The sequence below is a fragment of the Pedobacter sp. MC2016-14 genome (genome assembly GCF_020991475.1).
Classification (GTDB): Bacteria; Bacteroidota; Bacteroidia; order Sphingobacteriales; family Sphingobacteriaceae; genus Pedobacter.
This window is the reverse complement of record NZ_JAJMPA010000001.1, coordinates 718,120-735,775: the sequence shown is the minus strand read 5'-3', so window position 1 is coordinate 735,775 and position 17,656 is coordinate 718,120. Positions and strand designations below refer to the sequence as shown.

Genomic DNA, 17,656 nt, shown 5'->3' with positions numbered 1-17,656 from the left:
TTCGCAAAGATCATGGTAGGTTATTCCTCGTATTTTTTGAATATAACAGATGCATTGTGACCACCAAAGCCAAAAGTGTTACTTAATGCTGCGCGTACAGTACGTTTTTCTGCAGTATTAAATGTAAAATTTAATTTCGGGTCAAACTGTGGATCATCTGTAAAGTGGTTAATTGTTGGAGGAACCACATCATTTTTTACGGACAAGATTGCGGCAATAGCCTCTACAGCACCAGCGGCACCAAGTAAATGTCCGGTCATGGATTTTGTAGAACTGATATTTAGCTGATAGGCATCTTCACCAAAAAGGTCTCCGATGGCACTAACCTCAGAAATATCACCAAGTGGGGTAGAGGTACCATGAACATTAATATAATCAATGTCTGAGGTTTTCATTCCGGCATCTCTAAGTGCGTTTGTCATCACCATTTTAGCACCAAGACCTTGAGGATGCGGGGCGGTAATATGGTTTGCATCTGCGCTCATTCCACCGCCCACAATTTCGGCATAGATTTTTGCACCACGTTTTTTTGCATGTTCAAGTTCTTCCAGAATAATTGTTCCGGCACCTTCACCTGCAACAAAGCCATCACGGTCTTTATCAAAAGGTCTGGATGCAGTTTCGGGACTATCATTACGGGTAGAAAGGGCGTGCATTGCATTAAAGCCACCAATACCGGCTTCATTTATAATGGCTTCAGATCCTCCGGTAATGATTACATCAGCCATATTGAGGCGAATGTAATTAAATCCGTCAATCATGGCATTGGTTGATGATGCACAGGCAGAAACAGTAGCAAAGTTTGGTCCGCGTAGACCATGTTTAATAGAGATGTGTCCAGGCACAATGTCTATAATCATTTTGGGAATGAAAAAAGGGTTAATGCGTGGCGTTCCGTCGCCAGCAAAAAAGTTCCTCATTTCATCTAAAAACGTTTTAATTCCGCCTATTCCAGATCCCCAGATTACGCCTATACGGTTGGTGTCCAATTTAGTAAAATCGAACTGACCATCCTTTACGGCTTCTTCTGTGGAAGCAATAGCAAATTGAACAAAAGGATCGAGTTTACGGGCTTCTTTCTTATCCATGAAGTCTTCAGGATTGAAATTTTTGACCTCGCAGGCAAATTTGGTCTTGAATTTTTCGGTATCAAAACCTTTAATCGGCCCCGCGCCGCTCACACCATTTAGCAAGGCAGCCCAGAAATCCGGGACTGTATTTCCAATTGGAGTGAGCGCACCAAGACCAGTAACTACTACTCTTTTTAATTCCATTTATACGGATTATACGGAGACCGTATGTTTTACTTTACGTTTTTCTCTAAATAGGCAACGGCTTGACCTACAGTGCCAATAGTCTCAGCCTGATCATCAGGAATTGCTACATTGAACTCTTTTTCGAACTCCATAATCAGCTCTACAGTATCCAAAGAATCCGCACCCAAGTCGTTTGTGAAAGAAGCTTCTGGTGTAACTTCGCTTTCATCCACACCTAATTTTTCAACGATAATAGCCTTAACTCTTGAAGCAATATCAGACATAATTTGTTATAATTTAATGGTTAAATAATTCAGTGCAAAGAAAAATAAATTCTAAGACATTTCAAATGTTTTTATTTCCCTGTCAATTTTAATGTTTTTATTCCAAACGGTAAAGTAAAATTAGTTTTATAATTTCGTATCCTCAAATCATACAGGCATTTTGAACAAAACCTATTTAAAATTATCATTAGATTTAGATTTCATTTTGATCGCAATCACCGCATCCTTAAAGGATTATGTGCTTTGCCATAAAATCAATACAAATCTAAGTCTTAACTTTGAGAAAGCCGAAGATCATGAGGTTTATTTTAACATCGATGAGCCGGCATTGTCTTTTTCTAAATATTGTTTTTTTTCTGACACCAGTGAGAACGAATATTATATTCTTAACAACCGAAACAGCGAAGGGTTTTTAATACCTGAAATGAATAAGGTAGATTACTTTATGATCATTCACCAATTTTTGGACAACGAAGACCTTAATTATATCCTTAGTGGATTAAATAAAATAGCTGATATTCAGGTTGCTGCAAAAATTGATCCTGCAAAAATACGCTCCCGTGAAAATTTGGTAATATAAATTTTATATGCTGAGTGTATAAAATACACTATATTTGAATCTTATACTCAAGATAATAACAAGAACTAACCACAACCCGGTAAGGTTTTTTGGTGTAAAAAAAGCTGATTCCAGGGCATTAATAATATAAATTAATTAAATGAAACCTTTTCATTCCAGAACAAAAATAGTAGCAACATTAGGTCCGGCTTCGGCTAAACCAGATGTATTGTTTAGCATGTTTAATGCAGGCTTAGACGTGTGTAGACTTAATTTCTCACATGGTTCTCAGGCTGATCATCAGGTAGTTTTAGATACTATCCGTGACCTTAATGAAAAACACGGTTATAACGTTGGTATCCTGGCAGATTTACAAGGACCTAAAATCCGTATCGGGATCGTTCAGGATGGCGGTATTCACTTGATTAACGGCGCAAAAACAACCATTACTACTAAAGAGTGCATTGGAAGTGAAGAGCGGATTTATATTACTTATGAGACCTTTCCACAAGATGTAAAAGCAGGTGAAATTATCCTTTTGGATGATGGTAAACTGCAGATGCGGGTTTTGGAAACCAATCTTGATGACGAAGTTCTGTGTGAAGTTGTTCACGGTGGCATCCTGACTTCTAGAAAAGGTGTAAATCTTCCAAACACAAAAGTTTCTATCCCTTCTTTGACGATTGAAGACCGTAAAAACTTAGAGTTTGTATTGGAAAATGATGTAGAATGGATTGGTCTTTCTTTTGTGCGTAACGCAGAAGACATTACTGAACTAAAAGATATTATTAAAGCCAGGGGCAAATCTGCAAGGGTAATTGCTAAAATTGAGAAACCTGAGGCTATTGCTAATATAGATGAAATTATCGCTGTTTCGGATGGTATCATGGTTGCCCGTGGTGATCTGGGTGTGGAGATGCCAATGGAAGAAGTTCCTTTGTTGCAGAAAATGATTGTTCAAAAATGTCGTGCAGCTTCAAAACCAGTTATTGTTGCTACACAGATGCTGGAGAGTATGATCACTACGCCAAGGCCAACACGTGCTGAGGTAAATGACGTGGCCAACTCTGTATTGGACGGCGCTGATGCAGTAATGCTAAGTGGAGAAACTTCTGTAGGAGAGTTTCCATTGATCGTTATTGAAACCATGCAAAAGATCATTCAAAATATCGAACAAAATAATTATCCCTTCCACCCGGAGAAATTCCTGAAACCAAAAGCAGAGACTTTTTTAAGTGATGCAGTTTGTGACTCAGCATGTTTCTTGTCTAAACAGACTGGTGCGGTAGGTATCGTATCTATGACTTTGAGCGGTTATACTGCGTTCCAGATTTCAAGCCACAGGCCAAAAGCCTTAACTTATATCTTTACTAGTAACAGAAGCTTGTTAAACAGCTTAAGCTTGCTATGGGGTGTACAAGGTTTCTACTATGATAAATTTGACAGTACCGATCAAACCATCGAAGATGTAAACCAGTTGCTTAAAGAATTTAAATTGGTTAAAAAAGGCGATATCCTGATCAACACCGCAGCAATTCCAATGGAGAAAAAAGGCAAAACAAACATGCTTAAAGTAACCGTTGTGGAATAAATCCTTTTAGGATTGGAAAAAATTAATACTTTTGCAATCCTGAAAAAGGAGAGGTGTCAGAGTGGCCGAACGAGCACGCTTGGAAAGCGTGTGTACCTCACGGTACCGAGGGTTCGAATCCCTCTCTCTCCGCAAATGGTCATTTGAAATAGGTAAAAGCCTACAAATTAAATATTTGTAGGCTTTTCTTTTTGTATTAAAACCTCATTAATTAATGTTATAACAGTTTTGATCTCATGGTTAAACTGCTCAAGTAATTCTGGAAAATTGGGCTTGTCAATGTCCTTCAAATGTTCAAGGTCGTTCGCTAATAGGGATAATTGGTATAGTCCTGATGAAATGGCTGTTCCGTAAAGTTTATGTCCTACACTATTTATCTCAGTAAGCGCTTGCTTTTCTGCTGCCTTTTCGATGAGCTCTCTTGAAGTCGTTAATTCTACAATCACCAGGTTAAGGGCGTCCTTAATTGTTGAATAATCCTCTCCCAAATAACTTTTAAGTTTTTTAATATCAAAATGTTGCGCTGATCCATTTTCAAAATCAGGTGATTTGCCATTTCCTTCTTCCCGGCCTAGGTCCAGCCATTTATTAAAAGTGGTCAGGATGTCGTTCTCTAAAAAAGGTTTAACCAGAAAGTCATCCATCCCGGAGGAAAGGCACTTTTCTTTTTCGCCTTTTACATTGCCGGCAGTAAGGGCAATGATCGGCACGTGCCTTTGGTCATTGATTTCTCGTATAGCCTTAGTGGCTTCATAGCCATTCATTTCTGGCATCTGGATGTCCATAAAGATCAGATCCGGTAACTTGTTTTTACATAGATCTAATGCTTCCAGACCGTTCCGTGCTTCTATAACGGTTGTATTAGGGGCGATTTTTTTGATGATTGTACGGGCCAGAAGCATATTGATTGCATTGTCTTCAGCAACAAGTATCAGGAAAGCAAGGCTTGATGGTTGCTTTTCTTCAGTGTCTGGCTGCTTTGTATTTGTCGCTTTATGATGAAGCCTTGATAATGCGTGGTAGAGTTCCTGCATTTTCAAAGGTTTGGTCAGGCGGTAAGCGATCTTGAGTTCTTCACTGGTTGCGATGATCTTGCCGTCGTCTGAAGAGCTATGCAGTAAAATGAATGCCTGCTCGGCACTGGTCCTGAGAAAATTCTCCCTGATCTTCCGGATCGTTTCCAGTCCGTCCATATACGGCATATGGTAATCCATGATGATCGCATCGTAAGTGTTACCTTTGGTAAGCAATTGAAGAACTTCAAAGCCGTTGGCTGCCTCGGTGGTTTGTATGTTTTTCAGCGAAAGCATGGTCGCTACGATATGCCGGTTGTTATCATTGTCATCTACGACCAGAACGTTTTTTACCTCGTTTAGGTCCGCCCATTCCAGCGCATCCCCTTGTTCGGAACGAAAAGTTACATCAAAATAAAATATGCTCCCTATGTTTGGCGTACTCGTTAATTCCAGCCTACTGCCCATTAAGCCGAGCAGTTTATTGGAGATCGTCAATCCAAGCCCCGTACCGCCATATTTCTTGGTGGTTGAGCTATCTTCCTGCGAAAATGCTTCAAATATCTTTTGTTGTTTATCTGCTTTAATCCCGATGCCAGTGTCCCTTACCGCGAAACGCATGATGGTTTCCTGAGGACTTGCGCTTAGCTTCTCAATCTTTAATTCGATTTCTCCATTTTCAGTAAACTTGGAGGCGTTACCTAAAAGGTTTACCAATACCTGTTTGATGCGGATCGCATCGGCGTAGATAAACCTTGGCAGGTCTGGTTGGAGGTTCAATAGCATCTCCAGTCCCTTGGTCTGCACCTGGTAGGTAATGATGTCTGTGGCCTGGCTGCTTATTTCGTAAAGGTCACACCTCTCAATGTCGAGTTCCAGCTTTCCGGCTTCTATCTTGGAAAAATCAAGGATATCATTGATGATACTAAGGAGGGCGTTGGCGGATTGGTTAACGATGTGAATATACTGGTGTTGGGTTTCGTTCAAAGGGGTCTTCATGACCAGATCTGTAAAGCCGATGACCCCGTTCAATGGCGTTCTGATTTCGTGGCTCATATTGGCCAGAAATTCAGACTTGGCAATATTAGCCTCTTCTGCCCGTTGTTTGGCTAGCTTAAGCTCCTCCCGCTGTAAAATGATTGAGGTGATATTTTGGGTAAAGATCATAATGCCGCCCACTTTTCCGTCATGGGCATACCATGGCCTCATTTCCCAGGTGATAAATTGATCTTCCAGGTCACCTTTCAAACGATACCTGTCTTCTTTTTTACTTTCGATTGCCCCGCCAAGTATTCTAAGGTGACGTGCGCGTCTTTCTTCATCAATATTTTCAAAAACTTCATAATAGGATGCACCGATAATGTTCCGGCCACTTAAATGGTAGTCCTCCAGCCAGCGGTTACTTACTGCAATGAACCGCATATCTCCATCCAGCATAGCGACCGCGGCAGGCGTATGTTCAACGAACGATCCCAGTCTTGCCCTCTCCACGCTGAGCGCATGCTCGATGATCCTCTGTTTAGTTATATCTGTCGCTATACCCAGGTAGCCATTAATCTGGTCGTTGATGTCCCGTATGGCCGTAACCACTAGCGAAACAGTACTTGTTGTGCCATTCTTTTTGATATAGGTCCATTCGTGTTGTTCAGTGCCCGTAATTTCTGCCTCCTGCACAAATACCCGGAAACCCGACACAGGAATGCCGAGCGATTCGCTTAGCTCCTGTCCACGCCGTTCTACCTCCACTGTTGAATGAATGATTGCGGGAGTTTGTTTCCCGACCATTTCGTCGGCCGTATAACCCAGGAGTTTTTCAGCCCCTTTGTTAAATACAGTAATCAAGCCGTTTACGTCCGTGGCGATGATACTGATCTCCGAGGCGGCCTGTAAAACATCATCGAGTAATTTTCGGGAGCTTTGAATCTCAAGCTGTACGCGTTTGGATTCGTCAATGTCCTGGAAAGTGCCGAAAATACGTTTACATACGCCGTTTTGGAATTCCGAATAACCGTGTGCGCTTACCCATAATTCCCTTCCCTGCAAAGTGATGATTTGTAGTTCCAGGTTCCAGGGTGTACCGTTGGTCATGGCCTCGTTAACCGCCGCAGTGATGGCATCCCGGCTATAACCTTCCTTGTAAAAATTGATCGCTTCTTCCAGTATTGGTTCATAATCGGGCTGTACGCCATGAATTTCTTTAGTGATCCTTGTCCAACTGATCTTTTGCGTTACGATATCGAATTCCCAACCGCCAACGTGCGCAACGCGGTTGGTTTGCTCCAGAATTTCTTTGGTTTTCCGAAGGTCTTCTTCCAGGTGATGTCTTTCTGTAATATCGATTGCATTCCCGATGACATAGGGTTCTCCATCCTGTCCACGCTCTAGGACGTTGTTGTACATCCAGATACAATAACCGCCATCTTTAGGCAAAGTGACCATCTGCCCTTTGTCCTTCCCTGTTTGACTGATCCGCTTAAGATAAGCTGCGATATTTTCATAACTTGCTGGAGGTACGATATCAAAAAGGCTCATGGCCAGTATCTCATCCTGGGTATAACCCAATATCGTAGCACCCGCACTGTTGACAGATAGAAACCGTCCCTGCAGGTCATGGGTACACATAAATCCCTGAGAATTCTCGAAAAAGGCCCGGGCGCGTTCCTCGCTCAACATCAACTGGTGTTCTTTTAGTTTCTCTTCGGAGATATCCCGTGCGATAGCGAACAAATTACCAGTTAAGGGTTCTGGCGTGGCTACCCACTGCAACGTTTTGTATTCGCCTGTTTTAGAATAAAACCGATGGGTAAAATTGATGGTATTAAATCCTTCGGACAGGTGCTGTATTTCATTGCGGGTTATTTCCAAATCATCAGGATGAACCAGTTCGAAAAAGGACGTGGTTAGTAATACTTCATTTTCCCAGCCCAGGATTTTATTGAAGGCGGGATTGACTTTTTTGAAAAAACCGTCGGTGCCCGCTATGCATATCAGGTCATTGGATAAATTAAAAAGATTTTCAAAATTCTTGAGCTCTGCTTTCTGGCGGCGTTCAACGATCAGTGTGATTGTTTGTTTGGCTAACAGTTGCAGCAGCCTGGTTTGTGTAGATGTGAGGGCCTTTGGCTCTCTATCGATTACGCACAGCGTGCCAAGCGCAAACCCATCTGGGTCGATCAGGGGTTGTCCGGCGTAAAAACGTATATTGGGATCTCCGGTAACAAGTTCATTGTTCTTAAATCTATCATCTTTTGTGGCGTCCTCCACTTCCAATATCTCGGTACCCAGAATAGCGTAATTACAAAAGGCGAGATCCCGGCTGGTCTCATTTACCGATAGCCCAACTTTAGACTTGAACCATTGGCGGTTTTCGTCTATTAGCGAGATGAGCGAGATGGGCACATCACAGATCAATGAAGCCTGCTCAGTGATCCTGTCAAATTCTTCTTCACTTAAAGAATCAAGTATACTGTAATTTTTAAGCGCGTTGAGACGAGCTTTCTCGTGGTCTGGCCTTGGTTGATGCATCGCTGATTGTATAAAGCGTGTTATACAAATATGCTGATAAATAAGTTGATTACGTAATGTTTCAGTTACATAAGGAGTGAAAAGTCATAAAAGGTTTTTTAGGTGGCTGAGTTTAGGCCTCTTTGAGGCCCAAATGATTGATCTACAGCGATGGTGATGTTGGATTTGAAAAAACCCCGCAGGATTGCAAAGCAAGTCGCTACGGGGTGGCAACGCTACGTTACAGTTCTTTATCCTCGAACATTTTTGCGTCACGGGTATTCTTTTGAACGGCAATGGCCGAAAACATACTTAACGAGAATGCCATGGCGTAAAATCCTTTTTCACTTAGCGTGATATCTGCGTTCCAAAGGCCAATCGTTAGCAGGACCATTGCTGCAATAGTAGCAAACCAACTCAGTCCGTAATAAAGATCTGTGACCGCGAGTCCTTCAGACCTGTCCCTGACACTTTTTTGTACAGAGATAACGGCGAATAAGCCAAATAATAAAATGGTGAAATAATAACCTTTTTCGTTCAATTCCATACCTGCATTCCATAAGCCGATGCAATAGCCTAATACACCTGCCAACAAGGCAAACCAGGAGGCACCAATAAATGCGGCTGTCGGTTTAAATGGGTTTCTAACTTTCTCATCATGTTTTTGCGTTGATGAATTTTCTTCTGTTCTGTATTGTAGCGGTTCCATATTATTTTGTTTTTGATTAATATGAAAGCAAATGTCGGATGTAAAGTCTACCCGAAAAAGGCAGGTTATTAAAATTACTGACGATATATTTTTTAATTATTGTACTTTTAGATCTATTAATATATCATATGGACTCACTTAAAGAGTTGATTAATTTATTCAATAGTACAGACAAAAGGCTATTCAGGCAGTTTTTGCAGCGAAAAAACAAAAGAGCAGATGTGAAAAACCTGCATTTGCTTGATTTGATAGAAACTGACGATATAGATGGCTTAAATAAACTATACAAATCAGAGCGAAATGGTGATGCGTACCATGCTTTGCGTAAAAGGCTGCAAGATAATGTGCTGCTATTCTTATCCCAAAAAACCTTTGAGAGCAATCATTCTGATACCTATGATGCACTAAGGCTGGTCGTAGTGGGACGTTTTTTGCTAGAAAATGATGTGATTAAGGTAGCATTCAAATGCCTGGATAAGGCTGAACGGTTGGCAGAACATCTGGAACAATTTAATTTACTGAATGAACTTTTATTGTTAAAGCTGCAATACGCCCATCTGTCAGGAGCAGAAGACCTGGAAGTTTTGACTGCACGCTTTCTACAGAACCAATCGGATATGCAACGCGAGGCTAAACTCAATATGGCTTATGCATTTTTAAGGAAAGAATTGCAGGAAATCCATCTGGAAGGGAAGATTGTCAATTTGACGACTTTGATAATGACGACTATCAAAAAATACAAAATTTCCAAACAGGACCTGATGACTTATAAGTCCATTTACCAAATTCTTTTCATTGCAAATGAATACGCAGCCATACAGCAGAATTACGGATTAATAGAACGCTACATTCACCAATCAGATCAATTTATACAAGACCAGGCGAAAAAACCGGCCTATCTTTTTTACCACATATCCATCTTGTATTATTTGGCGAACTTTCATTTACGACGCAGGGATTTTGAAAGGAGTACTTCCTATCTTAAAGAAATGAAAGACTTAATGGCAACGGATACCCGTTATCATACGCTTTTTTATTTGCGGTATCAGTTACTCTCTGCGCTTAACCTATTCTTCACCGGCTTTGCTCAGGAGGCAATCGCATTATTGCAAAAGTCGCTAGCCAGTGTAAAGCAAAGCTCTAAACCGGAAGATGTTGAAGATTTACGAATATGCCTGACCATGTTTTTGGCCTTGTGTAGCGACAGGGCGAGCTTAAAGCAGCTCAGTTTACTGACACGTACCGATGCCTGGTATGAGAAAAAAATGGGCATGTTATGGACCATTAGGAAGAATCTGATGGAAATTTTGGTCCAGGCGCAATTCTCTAACATCGAGCTGGCCATGTCCCGGTTAAACAGCTTCCGGAGGCGATATAAAAAGTATTTGCTAAAAACCTCGGAAGAACGTGTGTTGATATTTCTAAATCTGGTTGAAAAACACTTATTAAAACCAGATGTAGCTTTTGATGCGGCATATAGGAAAGCGGTTTTAAACCAGCTGGATGAAGTAGAAAATAATGATATCTTTACCTTAAGTTTTATCGCCTGGTTGATCGCTAGTTTGGATAAGAAAAATGCCTATGATGTCGTTCTCACACTGATATAGGCATTACGGAAAGATCATTAGATTCAAGTTATATGTTACAGTAATGTAGCGGTAGTAAATGGGAAATTGATAGAGGAGAGTTTTTAGTGCTAAGAATATTTTAACTAATTTTATCCATGCTAACTAACGCTTATTATGGATAGAAAGAAAAAAAAACTCGCTGCTACCAAAACTGCTGCACTCGTGGAACAACAGCGCAAAGCCATCAGAGACCGCTTCATCAGCCGGACGAAAGAAATAATCAGGCTGGTGGGCGGAGAAGAATTGCTGCTAAAATTCAATCCAATTTTCATTGAAAAGCTTTATTCCTGCAGGTACCCTAGCCTGAAAGCTAAAGCTGCGCCAGGTGTTGAGGTGCCAAAAACACGCGTCGTTCAGTTCCATAAATTGCTGCATGAGCTCATGGAAGGAAATGCCATCATCATTCCAAACGGCAATGCAATTCCGCTGAGCTGGTACCTTTCGGAAGCTCAGACACTGATAGACGCTATCGGGGAACTGGAACCGGATGGTGACCCGAAATTAATTGAGATTAAAAGACAATTTACCCCCTTCTTTACCGATAGCAAAATTCACCGGCAAGTTCAGGACATGGTGATGGATTTGGTTACCGAAACTTGTCGTTACCTGAGCGATTATAATGAACATTTATATAGGGGCGATGCGTCTATGACCCCATATTTTGCTGCATTCAATCCAAACAATGATATCCTTATCCATACCTTTAAACCTCAAGTGGAAAAGCTGATGACTAAAAAGGGATTTCGTGATGTCATCAAGTTCGGTTGGGCCAGTCCGGATTTCAAGTGGGAATATTTTAGAGTGAAGGCTTCTGCACTTGGATTTAAAGTAACCGGTCTGGATATTCCGTTAGACCTGTACATCAGTAAGCACACCTTGCAGCGACTGAAAGAAAGAATAAATATTACGCCCGGGGTGATGCATGAAATATTGCTGTATACCTTTATGCAAGATCGGATCGCCCATCACTGGACTGGGCAGGAAAGCCTTGTAGCTTATCATGTTGCGGACCAAAAAGTAGGCTATTTCACGGTTAAACTGCATGATAACAAATTGATAGTTCATACTTTTTTGTTTTTAACCAATAACGATACCCCCGAAGGTGATAAGTTAAATCGTCTTTTGAATTTAGAACTGGTAGACAAAAAGTATCTTGAAATTGATAACCTGCCAGACTTCAACGCGTATCATATCGATCAGAATGAGAAACTCAGTAAGCTGTTCAGGGATGCAGGCTGCGGATCGCTGTTGAAACTGGGACATCTTCAAGCCTTCACAGTTAACGAGGTTGCAGATAAAGATCCAGAGTCGATAATTAAATACCTTGCAGACGCATCTTATTTCAAAAAGATTCTGCTTCACTGAGTTTAATAGTGTACATAAATCTTAAATCTGCTCAATTTCGTATCTGTGCATAGGGGAATGATGTAAACAATAGACAGATGCCGTTAAAAGAACTTGAGCGCCTCCAGGCGGTACACCGTTTTATGAAGCTGGAAATCAGCAAGGATAAAGAGCTGCAAGACATTGTGAATTTTGCAGCTGATATTTGCGGGGTGCCTACCGCGCTAATTACATTGCTTGATGAAGAAGTTCAGCATATTCCCTTCAAGATAGGATTTGATCGGCAGAGTACTCACCGACAAGAAGCCTTTTGTAATTATGTGATTGGTCAGAAAGATATTGTGGTTGTACCTGATGCAACGCTTGATCGGCGGTTTTATCAAAACCCCCTGGTCATCAATGATCCTAATATCCGCTTTTACGCCGGTGCACCATTAACCACCAGTGATGGTTATGGTTTAGGTAGTCTATGTGTTATTGACAGCGTGCCCCGGGAACTTACAGCGCAGCAGCGAAAGATGCTTGCAATGCTTTCTCGTCAGGTCATCCAACTGCTAGAGTTTGACAGTAGTTTGAGTATTTTGAAAGAACAGTTTATCAAGGCCCGCAAGGCTGAGGTTGAATTGAGGTCTTTTTTTGAGAGTTCTATCGATAGTCACCTGCTTTTGGGTAAAGATTTTGAAGTGCTTGCATTTAACAAAGCAATGGAAAGAGAGGTAAATTCCATTATGACACTCAACTTAACACGGGGCAGTCAGATGGGAGAGTTTATCCATCCAACGATTAAAGAAAGCTTCTACCTGAATTATCTTCGGGCTTTAAAAGGAACCGCCATATTTGAACAACAGCGGCTGGATCACGGTGGTCGTTCCATTCATTGGGTAATGAAGTTTGAACCCGCATTGAGCCAGGCGGGTGAAATTATTGGGGTCTGCGTCAATTCTTCGGACGTTACCCTTCGCGTACAGCATGAAGAAAAAGTTGCCGTACAAAGCGACTCGCTAAACGAAATCGCCTTTCTTCAATCTCATGAGCTGCGAAAACCAGTTGCCTCAATCATGGGCTTACTTAACCTGATTAAGTATGACGGCCGTGCGGATGAATTTGAAGAATTTAAGCTCATGGAACAGGCCATCTACGAATTGGATGAGAAAATACGAATGGTCGTCAACCATACATCCGGGAGCGGTACAACACAGATAAGCTAACATTTAGTTAACATTAAGGTGTTACCTTAGTTCATTATTAATGAGAACTATGAAGGGTAAGCTGCGAGATCAGTTAAAGTATTGCATTTACATGCTGTTTTTCCTGCTTTTTACCTGCAATTGCAGTTTATGGGCGCAAGAAAAACCGATCACCAATTTCGCTAATAATGATGCAGGCGCTGTTTTCATCCGCATGAAACAGAAATTAACCGTAGCTTTAAAAGAGAATGACTTTAAAATCGCTGCAGAATGTTACCAAAAAATAGGCGAACTGTTTTATTATCAGGCGGCCTATTCCAGGGCTTTGGATCACTTCTTTAAAGCCGATAAACTATTTAAAGCAGAAAATTCCCAGCTAAATGTTGCGGTTAACCTTAACAAAATAGGTGAAACCTATTACCACGGCAGGCAATACAATGCAGCCACCAAAATCTTTCAGCAATCTCTGGGGATCTATAAGCAGTTAAATAACCATCAGGGCATTGCGCAAACCTATGGCTTTATAGGGCAGACCTTCGAAAAGACAAATGGTTACCATGAAGCGGTAAAGTACCAGCAGCTGGCGCTTGATGAATATGCAAAAGCAAATGATAAAAGCGGACTGGCAAAAATATATGAGAACCTGGGTAGCCTTCATGAAGACAAGCTTAAGCTTGACTCTGCGCTAAAGTACTTCACACTTGCCCTTTCGTTGAATAAAGCAAACCATAACCGATTGGCCCAGATAGAAGTGATCAACAACATCGGAGATGTTTACCGTAAATCAGGCAAGTATCAGCAATCGCTATCACATACCCATCAGGCGGCAAACCTGGCGAGGCAACTTAAAGACTATTACCAATTGGGCAGTGCCTACAGAGATCTCTCCAAAGCATTTAACCTGTTAAAGCGGAATGATAGTGCTTATTACTACAGTGAAGCCAGCAGGAGCATCTTTCTACAAATCTATACCAGGGACAATGAGAAGCAGATTGCTTTACTTCAAACCTTGTTTGAAATTGAGCAGAAAGACAATGCAATTAGTCATTTTGAAAACGAAAAGAAGATCAATAATGTCATCGCTATCGCTGCAGGGGCAATTGCAGTATTGGCCGCGCTATTGGCCTTTAGCGTCATCAGCCGCCAAAGGCTAAAAATAAAGAATGAACAAAAGCTGCATGAGCAAAACCAGCAAAGTTTAAAGGGTGACCTTGAAATTAAAAGCAAGGAATTGACCAGCCATACTTTACACCTGATCCAAAAGAACCAATTACTGGAAGATTTGAAGGAAAGGCTCAGCCTGATTGTAAAAGACGACAAGCGTGATCAGCGTAAAGAGTTAAAGCAGTTGCTGAACCTGATTAGCATTAACCATAACCAGGATAAAAACTGGGAAGATTTCAGAACTGTTTTTGAGCAGGTACACGAACATTTTTTTGACAGTGTGAAAAAACATTGTGCTACGCTGACCTCGTCAGACTTGCGTTTGCTTGCCTTGTTAAAAATGAACCTTAATTCTGCAGATATTGCAACCATGCTGGGCATATCTCAAGACAGCTTACGCATTTCGCGTTATAGATTACGTAAAAAACTTCAGCTTCCTGAAGGTGAAAACCTCAGCACTTTTATACAAAATGTATAATTTTTTTGCAGTTAAAATTAGGGTAACCTTCAGTTAATACAAACTTAATGGCTAAATTTTTACTAGGTAAATTGCTGTTTTTTAGTGAGTTGTTTGCTCTTTTGGGTGGTGTGTTGCTGTTGTGTAGACGCGTTTTTAAACCTTGTATCCATTTTGTAACACCAAAAAAGATAGCATAAGGATGGATGCCCCTAATCTTTGCAGCATCATGTCACAAAAACATTTTATGAACCTCAGAAAATTACCTCTTTTTTTCTTTCTCTTATTTGGAAGTACCCTGGCCATGGCGCAAAGGGGCATTATAAAAGGAAAGATCAGCAGCAGCGACTACAAGGAAGCATTAGCTGGTGCTACAGTATTTATTAATGGCACCAACAGCAGTACCGCCACAGGTATAAATGGCGAGTACCAGTTTTATGTAAATGCGGGTAAGCTTAAATTAACCGTAAGGTATCTTGGCTATAGAGATACCGTTGTAAGCATTAACGTAAATCCCAATGAACTAAAAGTGGTTAACCTTGCGCTGCAAAGTCGGCAATCGGCATTGCAGAATGTGGTTGTAACGGGCTTTACCCAAGGTCAGGGAAAGGCGTTAAACCAGCAAAAAAATGCTGATAACATCAAAAACATCATCGCCTCCGACCAGATGGGTAAGTTTCCTGACCCTAATGCGGCAGAGGCTTTACAGCGCGTTCCCGGTGTAAACATTGAGCGTGACCAGGGCGAAGGCCGGTATGTATCGTTAAGAGGTTTGGCGCCTCAATTTACCAATACCAGTGTTAACGGAGAGCAAATTCCTTCGCCAGAAGCAGATGTGCGTTACGTAGCGCTGGATGCGATCCCATCAGACCAGCTGGCTTCGATCGAGGTAAGCAAAGCCTTAACCCCAGACATGGACGGTGATGCCATAGGTGGATCTATCAACTTAGTAAGCCGTTCTGCACAAAGTAAAGTGCCGGTGATTTTAGGCTTTTTAGGTGGAGGATACAATAACCTGATGAAGAAGGGTAATGTGCAGGGTCAATTGCAATATGGCCAGCGTTTCGGGAAGGATGAAAAATTCGGAATGTTGTTCAATAGCAATTATTACCAAAACAATTTGGGTTCTGATGGTATTGAACGTGCCATAAACGACAATGAACTTGAGCTGCGGGATTATGAACTTACCCGGACACGCCTGGGCCTGAGTTCGGCCTTGGATTACCGCTTCAACAATCACCACGAAATATATTTCCGCACTTTGTATTCAAGGTTCACCGATCGGGAATGGCGACGCAGGTATGTGTTTGTTCCGGAAGATGAAGAAATTGAAAAGCTGACTAAAGACAGGTTCGAGTCGCAATCTGTACTATCATTGAACGCTGGTGCGAAACACATCTTTAAGAATTTTCTGCTGGATTATGAAGCCCAGTACAGTTACGCTGAGCAAAATACGCCCTATGACAATGAAGCTGGGTTTGTAGCAGGTATTCCTAGTACATTGAGCTACGCTGATACTAAATTTGCAGCCATAGCGGCAGCTGAGGATTACACGAACAATGCAAGATATGGTTTTGATGAATTGGGAATGGGCAGCTCCATCGCTAAAGATAAAAACCTGACGGCTAAATTTAATATTGGTGTTCCTTATCGGATCAATGGAAGCGACGGTTTGCTAAAATTTGGGGCTAAAGTAAGGTCTAAAAATAAAAGTTACGGCATCAGCCAAAATACCTATGAGAATTTAGGTGGAGTGCCTAATCTTGATCAGTTTGCAGGGCGTCCGGTAAAAGATGAGTTCTTCTCTGGCAGGTATGCCATGGGGAATCCTTTAGATGTTTCTAAGTTGATCGGATACTTTAATGCCAACCCTGCTCAGTTTGAGCTTCAAATTGCAGATAAAGCGGCTGATGAGGCATTGGAGTCTTATACGGCATCTGAGGATGTAATGGCCGCTTACCTGATGGGACGCCAGCAGATGAAAAAACTGATGGTTTTGGCTGGTGTAAGGTATGAGCACACTAAAGTTAGCTACAATTCTAAAGATGTTGTGATTGCCGCCAATGGCGATCTGGAAGCCATCCGTCCGGTAAGTGGCAGCAGTAGCTACGATTTTGTTTTGCCACAACTGCATTTCAAATACGAGCTTAGTAACCTGTCTAACCTGCGTGCGGCAGTTACCTATTCTTATGCCAGACCAAATTTCTCAGAGATTATCCCTTCTCAGGAAATTAACCGTGAGGATCGCATCGCTACTATAGGTAATGCAGACCTTAAGCCGGTAAGTGCCATTAACTACGACCTGATGGCTGAACATTATTTCGGATCTGTGGGTATATTATCGGCTGGTGTTTTTTATAAGCAGCTGGATGATTTCATCTATCGCCGGGTCATTTTCAATTCACCTTATCCTTTAACTGGTACGCCTGTTATCCCGCGTATCGACGTTACCCAGTCACAAAATGGAAACGATGCGAAAGTACTGGGTGCCGAGTTTGCTTTTCAGCGTAGAATGTCTTTTATTCCCTTATTAAAAGATTTCAGTGTTTACCTGAACTATACCTATACCCATTCAAAAGCTACCTTGCAAAGCCGGGAAGCTACGGAAGGCAATGCTGCCGTAACAGAAGAAATCAGATTGCCAGGACAAGCGAGTCATGTTGGGAACGGCTCTTTGGCTTATGATGGGCGCAAGTTTTCTGCAAGGTTATCCCTTAATTTTAGTGGCAGTTACCTCTCAGAAGTTGGTGGAACTAAAGATGAAGATATATTTATTAAAAACCGTCTGCAGCTGGATGCAACTGCAGGTTATGCCATCAATAAAAGATTTAGGTTGTATGTAGAGGCGTTGAACTTAACCAACCAGCCATTACAAGCTTACCAGGGAAATCCGGACCAATACATCCAACGTGAATTTTACTCGTACTGGATGCGTTTCGGGCTAAAGTTTAATTTATAAT

Annotated in this window: 11 protein-coding genes and 1 tRNA gene; 8 read left to right on the top strand and 4 right to left on the bottom strand. The window is 41.6% G+C overall.

What is annotated here, in order from left to right; genetic code table 11:
- Positions 1-20: 20 nt before the first annotated feature.
- A complete protein-coding gene (gene fabF, locus LPB86_RS03025; protein ID WP_230641065.1) occupies positions 21-1,274 on the bottom strand; it encodes a beta-ketoacyl-ACP synthase II in 1,254 nt (417 codons plus the stop codon).
- A gap of 29 nt (positions 1,275-1,303) precedes the next feature.
- Positions 1,304-1,540: an acyl carrier protein gene (locus tag LPB86_RS03020; protein ID WP_031266521.1), complete on the bottom strand. Its 237-nt coding sequence runs from the start codon at positions 1,538-1,540 to the stop codon at positions 1,304-1,306.
- Positions 1,541-1,700: 160 nt separating this feature from the next.
- Between LPB86_RS03020 and LPB86_RS03015 the strand changes: the two genes are divergently transcribed.
- From LPB86_RS03015 to LPB86_RS03005, 3 genes are all read left to right on the top strand, one after another.
- Positions 1,701-2,120, top strand: coding sequence for an IPExxxVDY family protein (locus tag LPB86_RS03015; RefSeq protein WP_230641064.1), 420 nt, complete (start codon positions 1,701-1,703; stop codon positions 2,118-2,120).
- Positions 2,121-2,259: 139 nt separating this feature from the next.
- Positions 2,260-3,690, top strand: coding sequence for a pyruvate kinase (gene pyk, locus LPB86_RS03010; protein WP_230641063.1), 1,431 nt, complete (start codon positions 2,260-2,262; stop codon positions 3,688-3,690).
- Between the two features lie 47 nt (positions 3,691-3,737).
- Positions 3,738-3,822: transfer RNA gene (locus tag LPB86_RS03005), tRNA-Ser, on the top strand.
- 35 nt (positions 3,823-3,857) lie between these two features.
- On the opposite strand, the gene LPB86_RS03000 is transcribed toward LPB86_RS03005, so the two are convergent.
- A complete protein-coding gene (locus LPB86_RS03000; RefSeq protein ID WP_230641062.1) occupies positions 3,858-8,228 on the bottom strand; it encodes a PAS domain S-box protein in 4,371 nt (1,456 codons plus the stop codon).
- Positions 8,229-8,448: 220 nt separating this feature from the next.
- Complete coding sequence (gene yiaA / locus LPB86_RS02995; RefSeq protein WP_230641061.1) at positions 8,449-8,916, bottom strand: inner membrane protein YiaA; 468 nt, start codon at positions 8,914-8,916, stop codon at positions 8,449-8,451.
- 128 nt (positions 8,917-9,044) lie between these two features.
- Here yiaA and LPB86_RS02990 point away from each other — a divergent pair, with 128 nt between their 5' ends.
- The 5 genes from LPB86_RS02990 (at position 9,045) to LPB86_RS02970 (ending at position 17,655) form a co-directional block, all read left to right on the top strand.
- Positions 9,045-10,523, top strand: coding sequence for a hypothetical protein (locus tag LPB86_RS02990; RefSeq protein ID WP_230641060.1), 1,479 nt, complete (start codon positions 9,045-9,047; stop codon positions 10,521-10,523).
- A 135-nt stretch (positions 10,524-10,658) separates the two neighbouring features.
- The gene (locus LPB86_RS02985) at positions 10,659-11,909 is read left to right on the top strand and encodes a hypothetical protein (RefSeq protein ID WP_230641059.1); all 1,251 of its coding nucleotides are present in this window, start codon (positions 10,659-10,661) and stop codon (positions 11,907-11,909) included.
- A gap of 77 nt (positions 11,910-11,986) precedes the next feature.
- Positions 11,987-13,096, top strand: a complete 1,110-nt coding sequence (locus LPB86_RS02980; protein WP_230641058.1) for a GAF domain-containing protein — start codon at positions 11,987-11,989, stop codon at positions 13,094-13,096.
- Between the two features lie 40 nt (positions 13,097-13,136).
- Complete coding sequence (locus LPB86_RS02975; protein WP_230641057.1) at positions 13,137-14,717, top strand: tetratricopeptide repeat protein; 1,581 nt, start codon at positions 13,137-13,139, stop codon at positions 14,715-14,717.
- A gap of 226 nt (positions 14,718-14,943) precedes the next feature.
- On the top strand, positions 14,944-17,655 hold the full coding sequence (locus tag LPB86_RS02970; RefSeq protein ID WP_230641056.1) for a TonB-dependent receptor: 2,712 nt from the start codon (positions 14,944-14,946) through the stop codon (positions 17,653-17,655).
- The last annotated feature ends 1 nt before the right edge of the window (position 17,656 follow it).